This window comes from Maribacter sp. MJ134, from assembly GCF_003970695.1.
Classification (GTDB): domain Bacteria; phylum Bacteroidota; class Bacteroidia; order Flavobacteriales; family Flavobacteriaceae; genus Maribacter.
Window position 1 is genome coordinate 82,459 of the sequence record NZ_CP034570.1, and the last position, 22,655, is coordinate 105,113.

Consider the following 22,655-nt stretch of genomic DNA (forward strand, 5'->3'; position numbering starts at 1 on the left):
TGGTAATTAATGCATAAGGATAAGAGATTGCAATTATACCGCTACCGTCCCTTTTATATGAGGGTGTGGATTATAATCTAATAAAGTAAAATCCTCATACTTAAAATCAAAAATATTTTTCACCTCTGGGTTGAGCGCCATTTTAGGTAGCGGTCTAGGTTCCCTGCTCAATTGCAGTTCAACCTGTTCCATGTGGTTATTGTAAATATGGGCGTCACCAAAAGTGTGAATAAAATCACCTGATTCGTAGCCACAGACCTGGGCCATCATCATGGTAAATAATGCATAAGAGGCGATATTAAAAGGAACGCCCAAGAAAATATCCGCGCTTCTTTGATAGAGTTGGCAAGATAATTTACCATCGGCCACGTAAAACTGAAAAAATGCGTGACAAGGGGGCAATGCCGCTTTGTTGTTCGCTACGTTTTCAGAAAACGATTTTGAAGTATCTGGAAGCACACTGGGATTCCAAGCGGATACCAGCATTCTTCGGCTGTTTGGGTTGGTTTTCAGAGAATGGACGACTTCTTTTATCTGGTCTATTTCATCATCGTTCCAATTACGCCATTGATGCCCGTAAACGGGACCCAAATCACCGTTTTCGTCTGCCCATTCGTTCCATATTCTAACTCCGTTTTCCTGCAGGTATGCAATATTGGTGTCTCCCTTTAAAAACCAAAGCAGTTCGTATACAATGGATTTTAAGTGTAATTTTTTTGTGGTTACCATGGGAAACCCTTTACTAAGGTCAAATCGCATTTGGTAACCGAAAACACTTTTTGTACCTGTTCCCGTGCGATCTCCTTTTTGGTTACCTTCAGCCAGTACGTGTTTTAATAAGTCGTGGTATTGTTTCATAGGCCCCTCTTCCGTCTCCCCAAAGGGAGAGATACTTTTTAAGAATACTAAAATAAAAGTATTGGAGCTGTTTAGCTATTAAAAACAAATTTGATTATAAACTATTTATCAACTAGTATTTAGAAGTCCTCTTCCCTTTGGGGAGGGGATTTAGGGGAGGGGCTTTTACCCCAAAATCATACCGGCAATTGTTGCAGATAAGAGTGATGCTAATGATCCGCCCAAAACAGCTTTCATTCCAAACTCTGAAAGGATCTTTCTTTGGCCGGGGGCTAGTGAGCCTATTCCGCCAATTTGTATACCTATTGAAGCAAAGTTGGCAAATCCACAAAGCATATAAGTGGCCATGATAATGGATTTGTTGAACTTTAAGTGTGGCAAGCTGGTCATGTCCTTCAATTCTGCCAATTGAATATAGCCCACAAATTCGCTTGCGGCCAATTTAATACCTAGTAATTGCCCCATGAGCATAATATCTTCTTTGGCAATACCTATCAGCCACATTAAAGGGGCAAATATGGTTCCTAGAATAGCTTCCAAAGAAAATTTTTGATAAGAGGTGTTCTCTGCCATCCAGCCATTGAGATTGGTAAAATCTCCCGTCCATTCCAAAATACCGTTTACCATGGCAATAATAGCAACAAAAACTAAGAGCATGGCGCCAACATTCACAGCTAGTTTTAGACCTTCGGTTGTGCCATTGGCAATAGCATCAAGGAGATTAGATCCTATTTTTTCTGAAGAAACAGTAACGTCAGTATTGACCGCCTCCGTTTGTGGGTACAACATTTTAGAAATTACAATAGCACCTGGCGCGGCCATAACGGAGGCTGCTAAAAGGTGTTTTGCGAATAATAATTGTAAAGTTTCATCCTCTCCTCCTAAAAATCCTATATAAGCCGCTAAGACAGCACCGGCCACGGTAGCCATGCCTCCAACCATGACTAAGAGAATTTCCGACTTTGTCATTTTCTCCAAATAAGCCTTGATCAATAATGGAGCTTCGGTCTGGCCCAAAAAAATATTACCGGCTACGGAAAGACTTTCCGCTCCTGAAATACCCAGACTTTTAGATAACAACCAAGCAAGCCACTTTACCACCTTTTGTATTACTCCCAAGTAAAAAAGTAAAGATGTTAAGGCGGAAAAGAAAATTATGGTAGGTAGTACCTGAAAAGCGAAAATATACCCAAAGGTGCCTGTGTCAACGACAAGACCTTCAAAGAGAAATTTACTGCCGGCACGGGTAAATTCTAAAATGCTCACGAATATTTTACCGATTTGTTCAAATATCAACTGTACAAAGGGCACTTTAAGCACCCCAATGGCTATCAATAGTTGCAGGCAAAGACCAATACCTACGGTTCTCCAGTTAATCGCCTTACGATTGGAACTGAACAAGAATGCTAGGGAAAGTAGCACTATCATGCCCAAAATACCTCGCCAGAGGCTATTTAGTGAAAAACCTTCACTGGGAATAGCAGAATTCATGGTATCCGAAGCTACATCGTTTATGATGGTCGTGTCTACAGGATTACTAAGGGATTCGGTAACTGGAGCTGTGGTCTGGGAAAAAAGGCTAAGGGTTACAAGTAGGCAGAATGTTGTAAGCAACCAAGTACCTTTTTTCATAAATAGGGGTTTGTCCATTAATTCCTTTTGGATATTTCATCCCTTAGCTTTGCGGCTTTCTCGTAATCTTCATTGGCCACTGCTTTGGCCAATTCCTTTTCTAGTTCATCTATACTTAATTCAGTATATCCATCGGTTGCACCTTGGTCTATGGAAATTGTTTCCCCCTCTTGAAGAATCTCATCTACCATAATGCTGTCGTCAGTATCTTTCTTGTCGCCGTCCTTAGGCGAGAATTTCAAGAAAATACCCGCTTTGTCCAGAATGGTCTTATATGTAAAGATGGGTGCGTTAAACCGCAATGCCAAAGCAATCGCGTCACTTGTTCTTGCGTCAATGATTTCCTCTATTCCGTCTCGTTCGCATATAATACTGGAATAGAAAACACCATCCACCAGTTTGTGTATGATCACCTGTTTAATGACAATTTCAAACCTATCCGAAAAATTTTTAAATAGGTCATGGGTAAGCGGTCTCGGTGGTTTTATCTCTTTTTCCAAGGCTATGGCAATGGATTGCGCTTCAAAAGCCCCTATGACGATAGGTAATTTTCGGTCTCCCTCAACTTCGTTCAATATAAGGGCATAGGCACCATTCTGCGTTTGGCTATAGGAAATACCCTTTATTTTCAATCGTACTAGACTCATTGGATAGTTTAAAATAAAAAAGGCTGTTCAGATACTTGGGACTCCAACTATTTGAACAGCCCTTTCGGGGCACAAATTAACAAAATTTAGCTGTTTTGAGCTTTAAAATCCTTTAATTTTTCGATGAGTTGTGGCACCACTTCAAAAGCATCACCCACGATGCCGTAATCCGCGGCTTTAAAAAATGGAGCTTCAGGGTCCGTATTAATAACCACCTTTGTTTTTGATGCGCTAACACCTGCTAGGTGCTGTATGGCTCCAGAGATTCCTATTGCGATATAAAGATTACTTGCTACAGGTTTCCCGGTCTGTCCTACGTGCTCTCCGTGAGGTCTCCAGCCTAAATCGGAAACGGGCTTGGAACATGCCGTCGCGGCACCGAGTACATCGGCTAATTCTTCTACCATTCCCCAATTCTCTGGCCCCTTTAAACCTCTTCCCGCGGATACGACGATATCGGCATCAGCAATAGTTGCTTTACCGACTACCTTATCTATTTCCGTTGATTTGGTACTAAAGGCATTATCGGATAGGGACACGGCGAAATCTTCAACGGTAGCACTGGTCTTATTCTCAATAGCACCAAAAGCATTATTGGAAACACCGATCACTTTCTTCTCGGAATTTATGGCCGTATGGGCAAAACCTTTGTTGCTAAAAACTGTTCTTTTTACTGTGAAAGAGCTGGTACTCTCTGGTGCCGCAACGACATTAGGTACATAACCTGCATTTAAAGATGCCGCTAGCAGTGGTGCCATGAATTTGGTGTCCGCACTAGAGCTAACGATGGTGACCGTAGCACTTTCGTTTTCGACTGCACTAACGACCACTTGCGCATAAGCTTTAGCGTTAAAGGTGCCTAAGGCGTCGTTTTTTACGTGTAAGACCTTCGTAATTCCGTAATCTCCAAGCAGCTCGTTCTCATCACAATTTATGGTTACCGCGGTGGCGGATGTGCCTAACTGCTTTGCAACTTCGGCCGCATAAGAAGCTACTTCGAAGGCATTTTTTTTCAATTTTCCGTTTTCGGATTCTGTATATACAACAACTGACATTTTTCTTTCTTTTTAGATTAACTACCTATATTACTTTGGCCTCGTTGTGAAGTAGGTTCACCAATTCGTCTACATCGTTAGCAAGCTTTACGGCTCCCTTTGGTGCGGGCTTATCAAACTTAACATCTTCCGTTGTGTTAGCAGTATCAACGGGTTCAACAACAGTTAATTTTTTCTGGCGCGCTTGCATTATTCCTCTCATATTTGGGATGCGAAGATCACTTTCTTCAACAAGACCTTTTTGTCCGCCAACCACTAAAGGAAGGCTAGTGCTTAAGGTTTCTTTACCGCCATCTATTTCTCTTGTTGCAGTCGCGGTGCTCCCGTCCACCTCAAGTTGTACGCAGGTATTTACAAAGTTCATATCCAGTAACGATGCCAAAATACCCGGCACCATTCCGCCATTATAATCAATAGATTCTCTACCTCCTATAACCAAATCATAGGCTCCGTTTTTAACAACATCCGCAAGTTGCTGGGCAACAAAAAAACCATCTGTAGGTTCTGCGTTAACCCGTATGGCCTCATCGGCGCCAATAGCCAGAGCCTTGCGCATTGTGGGTTCTACATTAGGACCTCCGACCGTGGCAACATGAACGGTAGCGCCTTGTTTTTCTTTAAACCACATTGCCCTGGTCAATCCAAATTCATCATTAGGGTTGATTACGAATTGAACCCCGTTCGTATCGAATTTAGTATCTCCTTCAGTAAAATTTATCTTTGAAGTAGTGTCTGGAACATTACTTATGCAAACTAATATTTTCATTTATGAAATGCTTTTAAAATGATGGCAACGAAGATAGCTAATAATTTCCAAATTTATTATGCATGCATAGTAAATTTTATAACTTTTTTTGATTCCAGCATTCATTAAATTGACATAATATTTGCTATTTTTGCTTGCTTTCATACGAATAGAATCTATATAATTATCCATATACATGAAAACATTACAGTTTAGAGAGGCTATTGCCGAAGCCATGTCAGAAGAGATGAGAAGAGATGAATCCATTTATTTGATGGGTGAGGAGGTTGCTGAGTACAATGGTGCCTACAAAGCTTCTAAAGGTATGTTAGATGAGTTTGGAGAGAAAAGGGTCATAGATACGCCTATCTCCGAATTGGGTTTTGCGGGCGTTGCCGTAGGGTCTACGATGACAGGGAACAGACCCATAGTAGAATTTATGACATTTAATTTTGCGTTGGTCGGTATTGACCAGATAATAAATAATGCTGCAAAGATCAGGCAAATGTCCGGTGGGCAATTTCCTTGTCCTATAGTTTTTAGGGGACCTACTGCTTCGGCGGGTCAATTAGCAGCTACGCATTCACAGGCATTTGAAAGTTGGTACGCCAACTGTCCAGGTCTTAAAGTGGTGGTTCCATCTAATCCCGCAGATGCCAAAGGACTTTTAAAAGCGGCCATTAGGGATGATGATCCGGTCATTTTCATGGAATCGGAGCAGATGTACGGAGATAAGGGTGAGGTTCCCGAAGGAGAATATACCATCCCCCTGGGCGTTGCAGATATGCGAAGAACAGGCAGCGATGTTACCATTGTGTCTTTCGGTAAAATTATAAAGGAAGCGGACAAGGCTGCCGACGAGTTAGAGAAAGAGGGTATAAGTTGTGAGATTATTGATTTACGTACCGTTAAACCAATGGACTATGAAGCAATTTTAAAGTCGGTCAAGAAAACCAATCGTTTAGTGGTATTAGAAGAAGCTTGGCCTTTTGGTAATATTGCTACGGAAATCACTTATCACGTTCAGGCTCATGCGTTTGATTATTTGGATGCTCCAATTGTTAAAATTAACACTGCGGACACTCCTGCTCCCTATTCTCCCGTATTATTGGAGGAGTGGTTACCAAACCATAAGGATGTGGTGAATGCGGTTAAAAAAGTATTATATAAATAATTATCAAACTTTGTAAAAGTATCTTAGCTTCTTCGACCAAGGTCAAAGAAGCTTTTTTGTTGGTATGTTATTTGCAGCGTAGCTTTTGAGAACATCATCATTCATGAAACAAATCATATTTTCCTTTTTTCTTTTCTTTATTGCTATAAGTAGTGCTCAAACCAAGGTTAGCGGTATGGTTTTGGATGATGCGGGCGAGCCTGTAGCTTTTGCCAACGTATTGTTCAAGAACTCTACCGAAGGAACGATCACCAATGATAATGGTAGATTTTACTTAGAGTCGGATAATAATCATGAGATTTTGATCGTATCCTTCATCGGGTTCGAAAATCAGGAAATAACTTTAAAATCTAGGGTCAATTATGAGATGGAGATTGTTCTCGCGGAAGCAGCAGAACAATTAAACGAGGTGGTGTTAATTTCCGGAAAGCAGTCTAAAAAGAATAATCCGGCCGTAGACATACTTCGAAAAATATGGGCCAAGAAACGAGAGAACGGGGTACGGAAATTTAAACAGTACGCTTTTGATAAGTATGAAAAAGTAGAGTTTGACCTCAATACGATTGATAGTGCCCTAATGCAACGAAAAATTTTCAAGGGACTCGAGTTCGTGTTTCAGGATTTGGATACGTCTAGGATTACCGGCAAAACCTATCTGCCCATATTTTTGAACGAAACCTTTTCCAAGGTGTATGGCGATAATAATCTCAAAGAAGAGATAGAGGAAGTCTTGGGGAACAAGAATTCGGGTTTTGACAATAATCAGGCCATCATCGCTTTTGTAAAGGACCTTTACCAGAATTATGACATTTATGATAATTACCTAAAGTTTTTTGATAAGAGCTTTACCAGTCCATTGTCACGAACGGGAGTAGATACCTATAATTATGCATTAAGGGATAGTGCCTTTATCGATAACAAATGGTGTTATAATATTGTCTATTATCCGCGTCGAAAGAATGAACTTACGTTCAAAGGAGATTTTTGGGTAAATGATTCTACTTGGGCCATAAAGAACATCAACTTGGAAGTGACCAAAAGTGCCAATATCAATTGGGTCAAGGAAATTTACATAGAGCAAGATTTTGAGGTGATGAACGATTCCGTCTTTTTACTTAAGCGGGATTATATGTTAAGTGATTTTAGTTTTAAAAAGAAAGAGGAATCAAGGGGTGTTTATGGTAAACGGACGACGGTTTTTGATAATTATGAATTTGATAAGGCACAGCCAAAAGAGTTTTACCGAAGCAAAGGAAATCCTTTAGACCCTAAACTCATCGTAAAGGATGATGCTTTTTGGGAAGAGAATAGGCTGGAATCCCTTAATAAAGACGAGGCCGGAATTTACAAGTTGCTCGATACGCTAAAAACAGTACCAAAGTTTAAGTCCTACTACAATATAGTGAGCGTCCTAGGCTCTGGGTATGTGGAGATTGATAAATGGAACCTGGATATAGGCACCATCTATGATTTTTTCGGTTTTAACGATGCGGAAGGACCCAGAGTTCGGCTTGGTGCAAGGACTTATCGCGGGCAAAACGATCTATGGCGTGTTGAGGGTTACGGAGCCTACGGTTTTACCGATAAAAAATTTAAGCACGGAATTTCGGGAAAGTTCTTGCTAGATCAAAAGAGCAGGTTAATCGTATCCGGTGGAAATAGAAGGGATATTGAACAACTGGGAGTTAGTCTAACCGCTACGAACGATGTTTTGGGAAGGAGCGTCGCATCTTCGTCACTACTAACCGTTGGAGCCAATAACAGGTTAACGAACATAAATTTGAGCGCGCTTAATTTTGAAATAGAACCCATTACCAATTTACGGGTTTCGGTCGGAGGTACGTTTAGAACGCTCAGTTCTGCTCTGCCCAATGATTTTAGTTTGGACTATGTTGATGCAACATCTCCTACAGGGGTGGCATCGGAGATAAGACAATTCGATTTTAATACTTTGTTGATATTTACACCGGGCAAACAGACTATTGGTTATGGTGTTGAAAGAAGGGATGTAAACGATACTTACAGCACATTGCTGCTTAACTTCACCAAAGGCACAAATGGATTCTTGGATAGTGATTTTAATTATAGTAAACTTCAATTCTCCTATAATCAGCCATGGCAACTCGGAGGGTTTGGTAGATTAATGAGTACCATAGAACTTGGAAAAACCTTTGGAGAAGTGCCTTTAGGGCTGTTGAGTGTAGTCCCTGGTAACCAGACCTTTTTCTCTAATTACGGCACTTTTCCCAATCTTGATTTTTATGAGTTCGTAACGGATACCTATGCCGCTGTACATCTTGAGCATAATTTTAATGGGCGACTCTTCTCCAGGATACCGTTTTTGCGTAAATTGAACTTAAGGGAAATTGTGGGACTCAGAGGAGTATGGGGAGATTTGTCCGATGCCAACAGGGCTTTGAGTGCACCGGCAACCATAAATACACCGTTAAGGGCTCCTTCAGAAACCATATACTACGAGTATACTTTTGGTATCGGTAATATTTTTAAAATCTTTAGAATTGATTTTAATTTTAGAGGGAACTATCTGGATAACCCGGAGGCAAGGCCCTTTGGGATCACAGGGACCTTCGGTTTTAGTTTTTAATAAATACGGCAGTCTAACAATTTAGTGCACAGGCTTTCGTTCAACTAATGTTCATAGCATAAATAACTAAATAGTATGAGTAAAGATGAAGAAGTAACTTTTGATGTATTAATAGAAATACCAAAGGGAAGTAGAAATAAATACGAATACGATTTTACACTTCATAAAATAAGATTTGACCGTATGTTGTTCTCGTCCATGATGTATCCTGGAGACTACGGCTTTGTCCCAGAGACCTTGGCCTTGGACCAAGACCCATTGGACGTATTGGTTTTGGGTACGGAACCTACGTATCCCATGGTGGTGATGGAGGTTAGGCCCATAGGTGTTTTTCACATGACGGACGAAAAAGGGCCCGATGAAAAAATAATCTGTGTTCCTGTTAGTGATCCCGTTTGGAACAACAAATATGATTTAAGCGACATAAATCCGCATCGTAAAAAAGAAATCAAACATTTTTTCAAAGTCTATAAGGATTTGGAGGAAAAGAAAGTAGATACCGGTGGTTGGGGTAATGCGGCCGAGGCCATAGCAATATACCATGAATGTGTGAAGCGCTATGACGAAAGTGAACATAAGAAGAAACGCACCTTTACGATATAGATAAATATGATATCATAAAAAGCCACTTTTAGCAATAAAAGTGGCTTTTTTTATTCTATTTGATTTTAGTACATTAGCAGCCGTTTAAAAAACTATAAAACAACTGAACAAATGGAATTAATTGTACAATTTCTACCGGTATTTGGTGTCTTAGCGCTCGTATTCGTAGCGATCAAAAATGCCTGGGTAGGTAAACAAGAAGTCGGAAACGACAAAATGGCGCGTATTGCGAAGAATATTGCAGACGGTGCAATGTCTTTCTTAAAGGCCGAGTATAAAATCCTTTCGATTTTTGTAGTGGCAGTGGCCGCTCTGTTGTATTTCAAGGGAAGTAATGAGGCAGGTTCGCACGGTATGGTGGCCGTATCCTTTATTGTTGGGGCTATCTGCTCTGCACTAGCAGGATTTATTGGAATGAAAGTAGCTACCAAGGCAAATGTAAGGACTACCCAAGCGGCTAAAACCTCTTTAGGAAAAGCACTAGAGGTCGCTTTTGCTGGTGGGGCGGTTATGGGACTAGGTGTTGTTGGTCTTGGTGTTTTAGGACTCAGCGGTTTGTTCATGATTTATCAGAATATTTGGTCTGGGCCTGATAATCTTGGTCTGGTACTTAATGTACTTTCTGGTTTCTCTTTGGGTGCCTCGTCCATTGCACTTTTTGCACGTGTAGGTGGAGGTATCTATACAAAAGCTGCTGATGTTGGTGCCGATTTGGTAGGAAAGGTAGAAGCAGGTATTCCAGAAGATCATCCTTTGAACCCGGCTACGATTGCTGATAACGTTGGTGATAACGTAGGTGATGTTGCGGGTATGGGAGCAGATTTATTTGAATCCTACGTTGGTTCTATTATAGGAACTATGGTTCTTGGAGCATTCATTATTACTCCTGATTTTGCAGGGTTGGGTGCAGTATATCTTCCATTGGTACTGGCGGCAGTGGGTATTATTATGTCTATTATCGGAACCTTCTTTGTTAGGGTGAAAGATGGTGGTAACCCACAAACAGCTTTGAACATCGGAGAATTTGGTTCCGCAGGTTTAATGGTGATTGCGTCTTTCTTTATCATCAACGCATTGATACCAGAATCTGTAGAAGGCCTTCCGAGTGGAGCTATGGGTATTTTCTATGCTACCTTGGCCGGTCTTATTGCTGGTCTAGGTGTTGGTAAGATTACAGAATATTATACAGGAACGGGTACAAAACCAGTGAATTCTATAGTAAAACAATCAGAAACAGGAGCTGCAACTAACATCATTGCTGGTTTAGGTGTAGGTATGATGTCTACGATGATTCCTATTCTATTGATTGCTGCGGCAATTTTAATTTCGCATCATTTTGCTGGACTTTACGGAATTGCGATTGCTGCTGTAGGAATGTTGGCGAATACGGGAATACAATTGGCCGTTGATGCCTACGGACCAATTTCCGATAATGCTGGTGGTATTGCAGAAATGGCAGAATTAGAACCAGAAGTAAGAGAGCGTACAGATAAATTGGATGCGGTTGGTAATACGACTGCAGCGATCGGCAAAGGTTTCGCCATTGCTTCCGCTGCTTTAACGGCATTGGCCTTGTTCTCCGCTTTTATGAAGGTAGCTAACGTAACTTCAATCGATGTTTCTAAACCTACCGTAATGGCAGGTCTTTTAGTTGGTGGTATGTTACCGTTCGTTTTCTCTGCACTTTCCATGAATGCCGTGGGTAGAGCTGCGATGGCAATGATTGAAGAGGTTCGTCGTCAGTTTAGGGATATTCCACAATTAAAGGCGGCACTTGAAGTAATGAGAGCGGTAGATTCGGATATGTCCAAAGCTACTCCTGCACAACGAGAAATCTTCGATGCTGCGGATGGGTATGCAGAATATGACAAATGTGTGGATATTTCTACCAAAGCTTCCATTAAGGAAATGGTGTTGCCAGGTTTATTAGCGATTGCCGTGCCGGTTGCCGTTGGGTTCATCGGTGGTGCTGAAATGTTAGGCGGGCTATTGGCCGGTGTCACAACTTGTGGTGTTCTAATGGCTATTTTCCAATCTAACGCAGGTGGTGCATGGGATAATGCCAAGAAAATGATTGAGTCGGACGGTCGTAAAGGAACAGATGCCCATAAGGCGGCTGTAGTGGGAGATACCGTTGGTGATCCTTTCAAGGATACCTCAGGACCATCTTTGAACATCTTGTTAAAATTAATGTCCGTTGTTGCTTTGGTGATTGCACCTAGTATAGCCATGAGCGGAGATACCATGACGGCCTACAACGAATCTAAAACTGCTACAGAAGTAGTTTCCAGTCAAACAGAAAGAAGTGTTGAGGTTTCTATGACCAATAACGAAGACGGAACTTCAAGAGCTGTAGTGGTGACTACTCTAACAGAAAACGGAGAGGAATCTGTTTCGGAACAAGTTTTTGAGGGAACGGAAGAAGAGGTAAAAGCTAAAATAGCGGCATTTAATGCTACTTCTGAAGACGTTAAAGTTCAAATAGAAAAAGTGGTTGAAGAAGTAAAAGAGGAAATGAACTAGACCAAGTTCTTACTTCATATTAAAAAAGCCCTTCATGGATTCCATGAAGGGCTTTTTAATTATTGTAGTTTAAAATTTATAGGTATTGAGAAAGGAACCTTCACTGCGGTTCCGCGTTGCTTTCCCGGTGTCATTTTAGGGAGTTTATCAATGATTCTCTTTGCCTCCTTTTCTAGGTTTTTATCTGGACCTCTAAGTTGAATTTGACCTATGCTTCCATCTTTTTGGATAACAAACATAATATTTACTCTTCCTTGAATACCCATCTCTTGCGCAATTTCTGGGTATCTAAAATTCTTGACAATATGTTTTTGTATCATTTTATTGAAACAAGCACGTTTATCCTTATCGTTTTCGCATCCCGGAAATACGGGAACATGTTCAATTACCGAAAAAGGAATCGGTTCGTCATCAATAAATTCATCAACCACAATACTGTCAACATCAATGATTTCATTGTCTTGATTTGTATCAGTAGTTTCAATAATCGTTTCTTCGATTTTTGAATCATCTTCTGCTATTTCAATTTTAACAGGTGCAACCGGTGGTGGGGGAGGGGGTGGTGGTGTTTGTAATTGAAATATAGGGGCTTCTTCGTCGATACTGTCTTCAACATCAAACCTGTTCGCATAAATATCGGTTTTATCATAGGTTTTCCATTCCAATGCCACATAGGAAAGGAGCATTACCAAGACCAGTCCAAAGGCAAAATATAGACCACTTCTCTTGTTGATGTCTTTTCTAGGATTTTTCTTAAGTTCCATAATTCTAAAGTTTAAAATTGCCGTTACAGCAAATTGGGTTATACATTATTTTCTGAATTTCTCTTAAAGTTATAAGTCAAGAAGCGCATAAGGAAGGGGTAATGAGTAAAGCCCCAAGTTGAGTTAGGGAAGCGTGCATTAAAGTGTTTACGTTATTTCCCTTATCATATGAGATACTATAGTTTAGGAGATATACTACTTTTGGTTTATGGGAATATTTAAAAAAGATAAGCTTCAAATTTTAGGATTCCAAGGTTATGGAAAGCTGAATAAATTGTACGTAAGAGGTCGGGCTTTGGAGGATGAAGAGATAGATTTACAGGAAAAAGGTTTCTTTAAATTAATACAGAATACGTGGAAACGCTTTGAGACCGATGAAATAAAACATACCAGCATTACTGTTAAACTTCCCGATGCCTCTAGCTACACGGCAACTACGGATAAGGACGGGTATTTTTTGGTTGAAGAAGAGGTGAAGCAACTTGATGAAATGGCAAATACAGAAGGGTGGGTAAATCTTGAGCTTTCCTATACGGATACCAATCTTAAAAGGGAAATTCTTCATCAGAACAGATTCCCTACGGAAATGCTTATTCCGAGTAATACGGCAAAATTCGGGGTTATTAGTGATATAGATGACACTATTCTACATACGGGGGTGGTTTCTTCCTTAAAATGGAGGGTGTTGGTAAATACGGTTTTCAAAAGAGCTACAAAGAGGGCTGCTCTAGAGGGTACGGCATCTTTTTATCATAGGTTGCACCTGGGAAAATCCGGGACAGCGGCGAACCCAATATTCTATGTAAGTCATAGTCCATGGAATTTATATAGGTATTTGGAATTATTTCTAAAAACCAACGATTTTCCCAAAGGGCCTATTTTACTAAGAAGTATGGCCAGTTTTAGGGCTAGAAATAGAAAAAGTGCTGCGCCACAAAAGCAGCACGAAATTGTAAATATTCTAGAAACGTACCCGGAATTACCCTTTGTGCTCATCGGGGATAGTGGAGAAAAAGATGGTGATATTTATATAGAAATAGCCAAAAGATATCCAAATCAGGTAAAGGCTATCTATCTTAGAAGTGTCAATGACACAAAAAGAATAGAACGGGTAACTAGCTTGTTCAAGGAGTTTAAAGAGGTGCCCTTTCTATTGGTTAAGGAAACGGAAGATGCCATAGTGCATGCTCAAAAGCACAGCTTTATTAAAGCCGATTAAAACAAACCGTTGATTTCAGCATCGATCTTGTTGATTATACTTCCCAAATCTTCCGGGTTGTCAACAAAATCCAGTTGGTCAACATCAATAACCAAAAGATTGCCTTTTTCGTAACCATGTACCCAAGCTTCGTACCTTTCGTTAAGCCGACTTAAATAATCGATGGAAATGGTATTTTCGTATTCCCTCCCTCGCTTATGAATTTGTTTTACCAGATTGGGAATAGAGCTCCTAAGGTAGATTAAGAGTTCAGGGGGCTCAACCAAACTTTCCATCAAATTGAATAAATCCGAATAGTTCTGAAAATCCCTGTTGGTCATTAGGCCCATGGCATGTAAGTTAGGAGCAAAAATATGTGCATCCTCATAAATGGTGCGGTCCTGTATCACGTCTTTACCACTTTCCCGTATTTGCAAAATTTGACGGTACCGGCTATTCAAAAAATAAATCTGAAGATTAAAACTCCAACGTTCCATTTGGTTATAGAAATCGTCCAAGTAAGGATTGTCCACAACGTCTTCAAAATGTGATTCCCATTTGTAGTGTTTTGCCAACAATTTTGTCAGGGTGGTTTTTCCTGCTCCTATATTTCCGGCAACGGCAATGTGCATTTCGAAGTTTTTTAATGGTTAGTTAAAACAAAAGTTGTACCGCACAATATACAAAGTATATTAGCTACTAGAAAAAAATGTAGATGAAATACACGAATATTTCATGGGCTTGTTTTGTTATCCAAAAACGGTATAAAATGAGTGCCAATAGTTTTTAGAAGCTTAACAATTTTCATACTTTTACGCCATTAATAAGGAGGAAGGATTTGACTGATTGCAACCTCGTTAAAAATGCTAAAGCAGTTTTCCGGGTATTCTCCGGAATCTTCTCGCTAGATCTGTAAGCAAGGTTGAACCATCCCGTCAAATCGTCCAATAATTAAGAAATACAATGGCATATTTATTTACCTCGGAATCGGTCAGTGAAGGACATCCGGACAAAGTAGCGGACCAAATCAGTGATGCACTTCTCGATCATTTTTTAGCTTTTGACCCAGAAAGTAAAGTGGCCTGTGAAACTTTGGTAACTACGGGGCAGGTGGTCTTGGCGGGAGAAGTGAAGAGCGATACCTATTTGGACGTTCAGAATATCGCCAGGGAGGTCATCAATAAAATTGGGTATACCAAAGGGGAATATCAATTTAGTGGCGACTCTTGTGGGGTTATCTCGTTGATACATGAACAGTCGCAAGACATTAACCAAGGTGTAGATAGAGGTGCTAAAGAGCAGCAAGGTGCTGGTGACCAGGGGATGATGTTCGGGTACGCTACAAAAGAAACGGAAAACTATATGCCTTTGGCGCTGGATATTTCACATAAGCTGCTACAGGTTTTGGCGGATTTACGCAGGGAAAATAAAGAGATTACCTATTTAAGACCGGATGCCAAGGCCCAGGTAACCATTGAGTATTCTGATGATAACGTGCCACAACGTATAGATACCATAGTGGTCTCTACACAACATGATGCTTTTGATGGGGATGATGAAAAAATGCTAGCTCGGATAAAGTCAGATATTGTTTCTATTCTAATTCCTAGGGTAAAAGCGCAGTTGCCTTTAGGTATCCAAGAGCTGTTCGACGAGCAGATTACCTACCATATTAACCCTACCGGTAAATTTGTTATCGGAGGCCCTCATGGAGATACGGGACTTACCGGTCGCAAGATTATTGTGGATACCTATGGTGGTAAAGGTGCGCACGGTGGCGGAGCCTTTAGTGGAAAAGACCCAAGCAAGGTAGACCGTAGTGCTGCTTATGCCGCTAGACATGCGGCCAAAAATTTGGTTGCAGCCGGCGTTGCAGATGAGATTCTAGTACAGGTTAGTTACGCCATTGGGGTAGTGGAGCCAACATCTATTTATGTAGATACCTATGGCACTTCTAATATTGGCCTAAGCGATGGTGCTATAGCCGAGAAAGTTGCTAAACTGTTCGATATGCGTCCATTTGCCATTGAAGAAAGATTAAAACTAAGAAACCCTATTTATCTGGAAACAGCGGCCTATGGACATATGGGCAAGGAACCCACTACGGTGACCAAGGTGTTTGAATCTCCTTATAACGGTAAGGTAGAGAAAGAAGTGGAACTATTTACTTGGGAAAAACTGGATAGCGTAGTGGAAGTAAAAAAAGTTTTTGGAATCTAATTAATCTAACTGAGCAGATCGTTTAAATGTGTAAGGTCGTATAGGGAACCCGTAAGGTATTCTGCCGCGGCATTGAAAAATTTTTAAGGAGCAACGCTATAGCGTTGCTTTTTTATTTGGTTGAATAGCACGTCAAAAAGTTGATTGCTGCATATGCGGAGCATTTACAAGCCCATAAGGCGATTCGTCCTAAAACCTCTAAAAGGACCACAATTGCATAAATATTAGGCTTACACCACACATTTAGCTATATACACCACAATAATTATTTTGTAAGAAAAATACTACATATATTTGAAATGTAATTAGAGTGATGCCCAAATCGCCATAAAATAAAATGATGAAATATATAGCAATAGTACAAACCAAATACGGACAAAAACAAATTATTGTTGAAGCTCCTGAAGGAGGGTTAGATGGCCTGCTCCACGGATGTTTAAAATTCATCAAAAATATATTGAAACCTTAACCTACCCCAACTATGTATCGTTATCCAAGATTCCCCAAATTGTCTTTGATTATTTTAATCTGTATTGTTTTTAATTCCTGTGCGAAGGATATTGACCTCATATCCGAGTTTGTCATTAGAAATGTAGAATCTGTTGAAAATAATCATGCGTTACAACATACCCCCATTTCTGAGGCGCATACCGTTAAAATTGAGAATAGCGTTACACCTTAAAGTGGTGTTGGGACCCAAAGGTCTCAAGTGCAGATTGATTGATTTTTGAGCAGATACGCTTAAAAAGAAAAACCTACTAGTTTTAATACATCAAAAGAGCGACTCACCTACAAGTCGCTCTTTTTTGTGTAAGATATGCTCATAATTCCTTAATAAAATGCCCGTAAAAAAAGGTTGCTTAAAGGTTAAGCACCGATACATTGGCCAAGAAACCGAAATAAAAATGTATAAACAATTGCTATCAATAGAACGTACTAAGAATCTCCTCTTTTTTGTTTTAGAATAGTTCACACAAAATGAAACACAAATAAGGGAATTTAGGTGTCGGACAAGGTTTTAGTTTCTCTATTTTATGTCATTCCGCTTTTGAAAGCTATAAAATTTAGTAGCTTTAAGACTTAAAATTTAAAGCCATGTCAAAATTCGCTTACCGTTATAGTATTGTCCTAATTTCCCTATTCTTATTGGTTGCTTGTACTAAAACAAGTAAGACCGCTAAAGCAGAAATCTCTGAAACTTACGTTTCGGATAATTATACTAAAAAGGAGGTGGATATAGAGATGCGAGATGGCATCACTTTGCATACTACCATATACACACCAAAAGATACTTCAAAAGAATATCCAATTCTTATGCAACGCACCCCCTACAGTTCAAGGCCGTATGGTGAAGGCGAGTTTAAGACACAAATTGGTCCAAATATTCATCTCATGAAAGAGGGTAATATCATTGTCTATCAAGATGTACGCGGTAGGTGGTTAAGCGAAGGTCACTATGAAAATATGCGGGCTTATATACCGAACAAGACATCGGATAAAGATGTAGACGAGAGCACGGATACCTATGACACTATTGACTGGCTGGTAAAGAACGTTGAGCATAATAACGGTAATGTAGGCGTGTGGGGAATCTCGTATCCAGGTTATTATGCCACCTATGCCACTATAGACGCGCACCCGGCCTTAAAAGCATCATCACCCCAAGCGTGTATCGGAGATTTTTTCTTCGATGATTTTCATCATAACGGAGCCTATTTGTTGAGTTATTTTAGGGCTACCTCTTTGTTCGGTACGCCAAGACCAAATGGAGACCAACCTATAGACACGGCCTGGTACAGTCTACCTGATTTGCAGACCGAAGACCAGTACCAGTTTTTCTTGGACAAGGGGCCTTTGAAGAACCTGAATTCCTTCTTTGAATATGATATCAAGGATGAAATGAGCATAGCACCAGATGGTATGACGGACGATTACTTCTGGAACGAATTAAAGGAACACCCCAATTATGATGAGTTATGGCAAAGTCGCGGGCTAATACAGCACTTGGACAAGTCAAAATCCCATGTAGCCACCATGATTGTTGGTGGTTGGTTTGATGCTGAGGACCTTTATGGCCCTTTAGAAACCTATAAAAATATTGAGAAGAATTCCGACGGTTATAATACTATGGTTTTTGGTCCTTGGGACCATGGACGCTGGGCAAGAAGAAATGGCAGGAACTTGGTAGGGAACTATTATTTTGGGGACTCTATCTCCGAATTTTTCCAAGAGAAAATAGAAACTAAATTTTTTAATCATTTCCTTAAAGGAAAAGGTGATGCTAATAGCGGTCTACCAGAAGCCTATGTGTACGATTCTGGCAGAAAAGAATGGAAAGAGTACAATGCTTGGCCTCCTGAAGGCACTACAAAGAAAGCTATGTTCCTTTCGGAAAACCAAGAGTTGACTACAGAGCTAAAAGGTGCTTCCGAAATTAAATTCGTTAGTGATGTCAAGAAACCTGTTCCGTATTCGGAGGATATTAAATCGATATTTACGCCGCGTAAGTATATGACGGACGATCAGCGTTTTGCTGCGCGTCGTTCCGATGTTCTGGTTTTTGAAACCGAAGTGATGGAAGAAGATTTTACCTTGGCGGGCGACATAATGGCCAAACTAAAAGTAGCCACTACGGGAGACGCTGCGGACTGGATTGTCAAGATTATTGACGTGCACCCAGCCGATGTTGAGACCAATGAGGAAATGCAAGACCATTTAAAGATGAGTAATTACCACTTAATGGTGCGTAGCGAGGTGCTTCGTGGTAGGTTCAGGAACAGTTTTTCTAATCCAGAGCCCTTTGTACCTAACGAAAAAACGGAGGTGAACATTAAACTACAGGACGTGTTTCACACCATCAAAAAAGGGCACAAACTGCAGGTGCAGGTTCAGAGCACGTGGTTTCCTCTAATAGACTTGAATCCACAGACTTATGTGGACAATATATTTAAAGCCGATGAGGCCGATTTCAAAACCCAGACCCATACCGTTTTTACCGATTCTAGTGTGGAGTTTTCGGTGTTGGAGTAAATTTTTTAAAAGGAGGACATTGGTATTGACTATATAGGATTGTTGGCAGGAAAATAAACTCAATGATATCATTTGGAGAAATTTGGAAAAAAGAGCTTTTGAAAATTTCAAAACGAACGAAAAAAAGAGTTAATCCAGAAAAAGATTGGACTACTAAAGATTATACCTCTTTTGAGAAAGATACAATGCTCGCTTTTTACATCATCAGAAAATTAATAGATGGAAAGAAAGTGACAAACAAAATTATATCAACAAACATAAGAGGTAGAAAATATAAGAGTTCTGGAATTAAGGTAAACCTACTAAATGACCATAGAATACCTGAATTATTTGACTTTAAAAATCCAATAAAGCTAAAATTTGATTTAAGGTTTTTAGTTAATCAATTTGTTCATAGTTATATTTTCTATCCTGTTTTATCATTTGCGGATGAAGGTGGTCTAAAATTTACAGATTTGACTGAACATCATGTTACGGACGAGGAATTGGAAGTTATATATGAAAACTCTAAAAGAGAATTAGAATCTATTTTATTTACTTCTGATGATAAAAGAAATGAATTCATTTATGAAATTAAAGTGAATGATTTGATCAAGATTTATGAGTCTGTTGGAAATTGTAAAATAAATACTTGGTCTTATGAATACAATGAGAAAAAATCAGACTATGATGTAAAACTTGAATATAACGAAAACACTGGTGTTTCTTTTTAAAAAGTACTATTGCCAACAATATACCCGTAATTACGGCGGATTCGACTATGTCCGTATCCACTCGGAATTGCTAACGCCTGTGCTTAACCGAAAATGCTCGCTAATTTAATCTACAACTGACGGTTATACCTATTCCAAGAAAAAATTTATTATCTAAGCCCTAATAGGAAGGGCTTTTAGGGATTACGCCAGTCAAAAGGTATTGTTGAAGTTTACTCATCATGTACGATTCTTTCTCAGAATATACTATTTCCATTCCTACATCGTTTGAAGTATTTATCTCTCGCTTAAGTTTATGCTATTTTCAAATGTCTAGATTAAAGTTTGGTATAGTTAATTATGTAATATAAGTCAGAGTGAAAGCACTCATTATCGAATAAAATTAAACTAATGAAAAAGTTTTATGCGCTAATATTCTTTTTTGGAATTTTATTCTCCTCATGCGAGGAGGACAGTATGACAAAAGAATTATTGTCTGGAAATAGTATTACTTCGTTTATTGTTACTGTGGGTGGTGTTGAATTAAGTGTCAATATTGATGGTACGAATGTTGAAGTAATTGCTCCTTATGATATTTCGTTTGCTGACGAAATCTCGTTAGAAATACTTTTTTCGGAAAATGCAAGCATAGTTCCTGACCCCCTGGGCATTAAATCATTAACTGAACCCGTACAGTTTACCATAACTGCTGAAAATGGAGAAGAAAAAGTATATACGGTTACCGTTCTGCGAGAAAAAAGTCCAGAAAATAGCATCCTTAGTTTTTCAATTACTGACGGTGACGAGGTACTTGAGGCAACTATTGATAGTGTGTCGAACACCATCTCAAAAGAGCTTCCTAAGACTTGGAAGCTAACAGATTTAACTACCGCCGTAACGATTTCCGACTATGCAACTATAGAACCTGACCCTAACACCATTACAGATTATACCAGTCCTATAGTTTACACGGTAAAATCGGAAGATCAAACAACAAGAACATACGAGGTAGTTTTATCAAGATTACCTTTTGAAGGTAGTGATATCGTTTCGTTCACTGTTATTAAGGATGCATTTTCGGTCAATGCGAATATCGATATGGAAACTAAAGAGATTAACCAAAGGCTTCCACCCAATATTGACCTTAGTCACTTAAATATCGAGTGTAAAATTTCTGAAAATGCTAGTATTGAACCCAATCCTGCAGATATTACGGATTATTCTCAACCGGTAGATTTTATGGTTACTTCAGAAAGTAACGAGTTGACAACGTATACAGTAGTTTTTGAAACAATGGTAGATGCCGTATTTCTTAATTGTGATGTAGAAAATGCTAGTAAATGGTTTGGAGGTGATAGTCGTAGCTATGCTGTTGATCCAAATATGTTTTTTCCACCAAGAAATGTTGGAACTGGTAACTCGCTAACTCCGCAGGAAGATTTTTATATTACTAGTTATGCTATACGTTTCAGTAATTATTTCAGATTTTATGATGAGAACGGTGTGGAAAGGGTTTACGCTGGGGATTCAACTGTCAGGTTACAATTGAGAGATTCTGAAGGCAATGAAATAGCATCGGTTGATAATACTTTCAGTAATCCAATGGAATTATTTTGGATAACTTTCGATTTTTCAGATTTAAATCTAATCTTAAAGAAAGATGTGCTCTATTACTTTTCTTACTTCTTGGTAGATGGGGAGTCATTGGGAATAAATACAGGTTCCCATGGTAACACAGAAAATCATTCGGAATTATGCAATAGTCAGGGGTTTAGTGCAACTTCTGCCATAAGAGAAGAGACTAATCTCGAAGATTGGGATATTTGGTATGAACATCCGTGGCACTTCAATTATAGATTTAATGGCCTAAAATAAGGGATGAGGGTTGAAAAATGACGATTTATCATTTTCCTAAACATGAAGTTAAGGGATATGCTTTTCAAATAAAAAGCCTATTTCTTTTTAAATACTTTTTTAACGCCTTTATACAAAAGCAACATTAGGAATCCCGCCAGCAAACCTACGACAAATTCTATAATGATACTGGGGATGGTAGGAAATATCCCATGAAGAAAATCCAGGTTATGCACAAAGATACCTCCGGCCACGAGCAATAGTGCGATCGTTCCAATAACGGACAGGGCTTTGATTACCTTGGGTAAGGCATTTACAAAAAACCTGCCTATATAATCCGAGATACTGTTATCACTTTCAGTGAGGTTAATCAGGCTTGCGCCAAATTCGTCCATACGCACAATAAGTGCTACGATACCATAAACGCCTACGGTGGCTATCAAGGCCACTACCGATACTACTGCAATTTGTGTAGCCAAAGGTTGGTCTAGAACGGTTCCAAGCGCTATGATGACAATTTCCACGGATAAAATAAAATCCGTCACGATGGCCGACTTGATTTTCGCTTTTTCCAGTTCAAGAATATCACTTTTACTAGGAGCTTCCGCTTGGGCCGGAATATGGGCTTTGGCATGGGGAACAAAGAACTCATAAATTTTTTCGGCACCCTCGAAAGCAAGGTATAAACCTCCCAGAACAAGCACCAACGTAACTGCCCAGGGTAAAAAAGCACTTAGTAAAAAGGCAATTGGTAGAATAATAATTTTATTCAATAAGGAGCCTTTACTGATAGCCCAGAGCACCGGAAGTTCTCTTTTGGAAACAAAGCCAGAAGCTTTTTCCGCATTCACCGCTAAATCGTCACCAAGTATACCTGCGGTTTTCTTAGTAGCAATTTTGCTCATTGCCGCAACATCATCTAGCAAAGCCGCTACGTCATCTAAAACCGCAAAAAAACCTGAAGCCATAATCGTTTGTTTAAGATTTCAAATATAGTTAAGGATAAGGATTCCAGTGAATTCGTTTACCATAAATAAGTCCTCATAAGCCCATAA

18 protein-coding genes are annotated in these 22,655 nt (G+C 39.6%); 10 read left to right on the forward strand and 8 right to left on the reverse strand.

The annotated features are described in order from the left end of the window. Positions 1-33: 33 nt before the first annotated feature. The 5 genes from EJ994_RS00400 to EJ994_RS00420 form a co-directional block, all read right to left on the reverse strand. Complete coding sequence (locus EJ994_RS00400) at positions 34-858, reverse strand: thymidylate synthase (RefSeq protein WP_126590717.1); 825 nt, start codon at positions 856-858, stop codon at positions 34-36. 165 nt (positions 859-1,023) lie between these two features. Beyond that, positions 1,024-2,490: a NupC/NupG family nucleoside CNT transporter gene (locus EJ994_RS00405; RefSeq protein ID WP_126593615.1), complete on the reverse strand. Its 1,467-nt coding sequence runs from the start codon at positions 2,488-2,490 to the stop codon at positions 1,024-1,026. A gap of 17 nt (positions 2,491-2,507) precedes the next feature. Beyond that, positions 2,508-3,137 carry a bifunctional nuclease family protein gene (locus EJ994_RS00410; RefSeq protein ID WP_099573596.1) on the reverse strand — a complete coding sequence of 210 codons (630 nt, stop codon included), beginning with the start codon at positions 3,135-3,137 and terminating at the stop codon, positions 2,508-2,510. 86 nt (positions 3,138-3,223) lie between these two features. Continuing rightward, positions 3,224-4,192 carry an electron transfer flavoprotein subunit alpha/FixB family protein gene (locus EJ994_RS00415; protein ID WP_126590718.1) on the reverse strand — a complete coding sequence of 323 codons (969 nt, stop codon included), beginning with the start codon at positions 4,190-4,192 and terminating at the stop codon, positions 3,224-3,226. 25 nt (positions 4,193-4,217) lie between these two features. Then, entirely contained in the window at positions 4,218-4,958 is a 741-nt protein-coding gene (locus EJ994_RS00420) for an electron transfer flavoprotein subunit beta/FixA family protein (protein WP_126590719.1), read from the reverse strand. 175 nt (positions 4,959-5,133) lie between these two features. Between EJ994_RS00420 and EJ994_RS00425 the strand changes: the two genes are divergently transcribed. The 4 genes from EJ994_RS00425 (at position 5,134) to EJ994_RS00440 (ending at position 11,842) form a co-directional block, all read left to right on the forward strand. Further along, a complete protein-coding gene (locus EJ994_RS00425; protein WP_126590720.1) occupies positions 5,134-6,111 on the forward strand; it encodes a pyruvate dehydrogenase complex E1 component subunit beta in 978 nt (325 codons plus the stop codon). 103 nt (positions 6,112-6,214) lie between these two features. After that, positions 6,215-8,716, forward strand: a complete 2,502-nt coding sequence (locus EJ994_RS00430) for a DUF5686 family protein (RefSeq protein WP_126590721.1) — start codon at positions 6,215-6,217, stop codon at positions 8,714-8,716. 75 nt (positions 8,717-8,791) lie between these two features. Next, positions 8,792-9,319 carry an inorganic diphosphatase gene (locus EJ994_RS00435; RefSeq protein WP_099573591.1) on the forward strand — a complete coding sequence of 176 codons (528 nt, stop codon included), beginning with the start codon at positions 8,792-8,794 and terminating at the stop codon, positions 9,317-9,319. 111 nt (positions 9,320-9,430) lie between these two features. Beyond that, positions 9,431-11,842 carry a sodium-translocating pyrophosphatase gene (locus EJ994_RS00440; RefSeq protein ID WP_126590722.1) on the forward strand — a complete coding sequence of 804 codons (2,412 nt, stop codon included), beginning with the start codon at positions 9,431-9,433 and terminating at the stop codon, positions 11,840-11,842. 59 nt (positions 11,843-11,901) lie between these two features. Here the strand turns inward: EJ994_RS00440 and EJ994_RS00445 are convergent, their stop codons facing one another. Further along, positions 11,902-12,606, reverse strand: a complete 705-nt coding sequence (locus EJ994_RS00445) for an energy transducer TonB (protein WP_126590723.1) — start codon at positions 12,604-12,606, stop codon at positions 11,902-11,904. 208 nt (positions 12,607-12,814) lie between these two features. Here EJ994_RS00445 and EJ994_RS00450 point away from each other — a divergent pair, with 208 nt between their 5' ends. Further along, positions 12,815-13,825 carry an App1 family protein gene (locus EJ994_RS00450; RefSeq protein WP_126590724.1) on the forward strand — a complete coding sequence of 337 codons (1,011 nt, stop codon included), beginning with the start codon at positions 12,815-12,817 and terminating at the stop codon, positions 13,823-13,825. On the opposite strand, the gene EJ994_RS00455 is transcribed toward EJ994_RS00450, so the two are convergent. Then, positions 13,822-14,436, reverse strand: a complete 615-nt coding sequence (locus tag EJ994_RS00455; protein ID WP_099573587.1) for a deoxynucleoside kinase — start codon at positions 14,434-14,436, stop codon at positions 13,822-13,824. The genes EJ994_RS00450 and EJ994_RS00455 overlap by 4 nt on opposite strands. Positions 14,437-14,767: 331 nt before the next feature. Here EJ994_RS00455 and metK point away from each other — a divergent pair, with 331 nt between their 5' ends. The 5 genes from metK (at position 14,768) to EJ994_RS00480 (ending at position 21,621) form a co-directional block, all read left to right on the forward strand. Further along, on the forward strand, positions 14,768-16,024 hold the full coding sequence (metK, locus tag EJ994_RS00460; RefSeq protein WP_126590725.1) for a methionine adenosyltransferase: 1,257 nt from the start codon (positions 14,768-14,770) through the stop codon (positions 16,022-16,024). 481 nt (positions 16,025-16,505) lie between these two features. Continuing rightward, positions 16,506-16,706, forward strand: a complete 201-nt coding sequence (locus tag EJ994_RS00465; RefSeq protein ID WP_126590726.1) for a hypothetical protein — start codon at positions 16,506-16,508, stop codon at positions 16,704-16,706. Between the two features lie 413 nt (positions 16,707-17,119). Further along, positions 17,120-19,054: a CocE/NonD family hydrolase gene (locus EJ994_RS00470; RefSeq protein ID WP_126590727.1), complete on the forward strand. Its 1,935-nt coding sequence runs from the start codon at positions 17,120-17,122 to the stop codon at positions 19,052-19,054. A 62-nt stretch (positions 19,055-19,116) separates the two neighbouring features. Beyond that, complete coding sequence (locus tag EJ994_RS00475; protein WP_126590728.1) at positions 19,117-19,767, forward strand: hypothetical protein; 651 nt, start codon at positions 19,117-19,119, stop codon at positions 19,765-19,767. A 390-nt stretch (positions 19,768-20,157) separates the two neighbouring features. Continuing rightward, a complete protein-coding gene (locus tag EJ994_RS00480) occupies positions 20,158-21,621 on the forward strand; it encodes a DUF5018 domain-containing protein (RefSeq protein ID WP_126590729.1) in 1,464 nt (487 codons plus the stop codon). Between the two features lie 77 nt (positions 21,622-21,698). On the opposite strand, the gene EJ994_RS00485 is transcribed toward EJ994_RS00480, so the two are convergent. Then, positions 21,699-22,568: a DUF808 domain-containing protein gene (locus EJ994_RS00485; RefSeq protein WP_126590730.1), complete on the reverse strand. Its 870-nt coding sequence runs from the start codon at positions 22,566-22,568 to the stop codon at positions 21,699-21,701. Between the last annotated feature and the right edge of the window lie 87 nt (positions 22,569-22,655).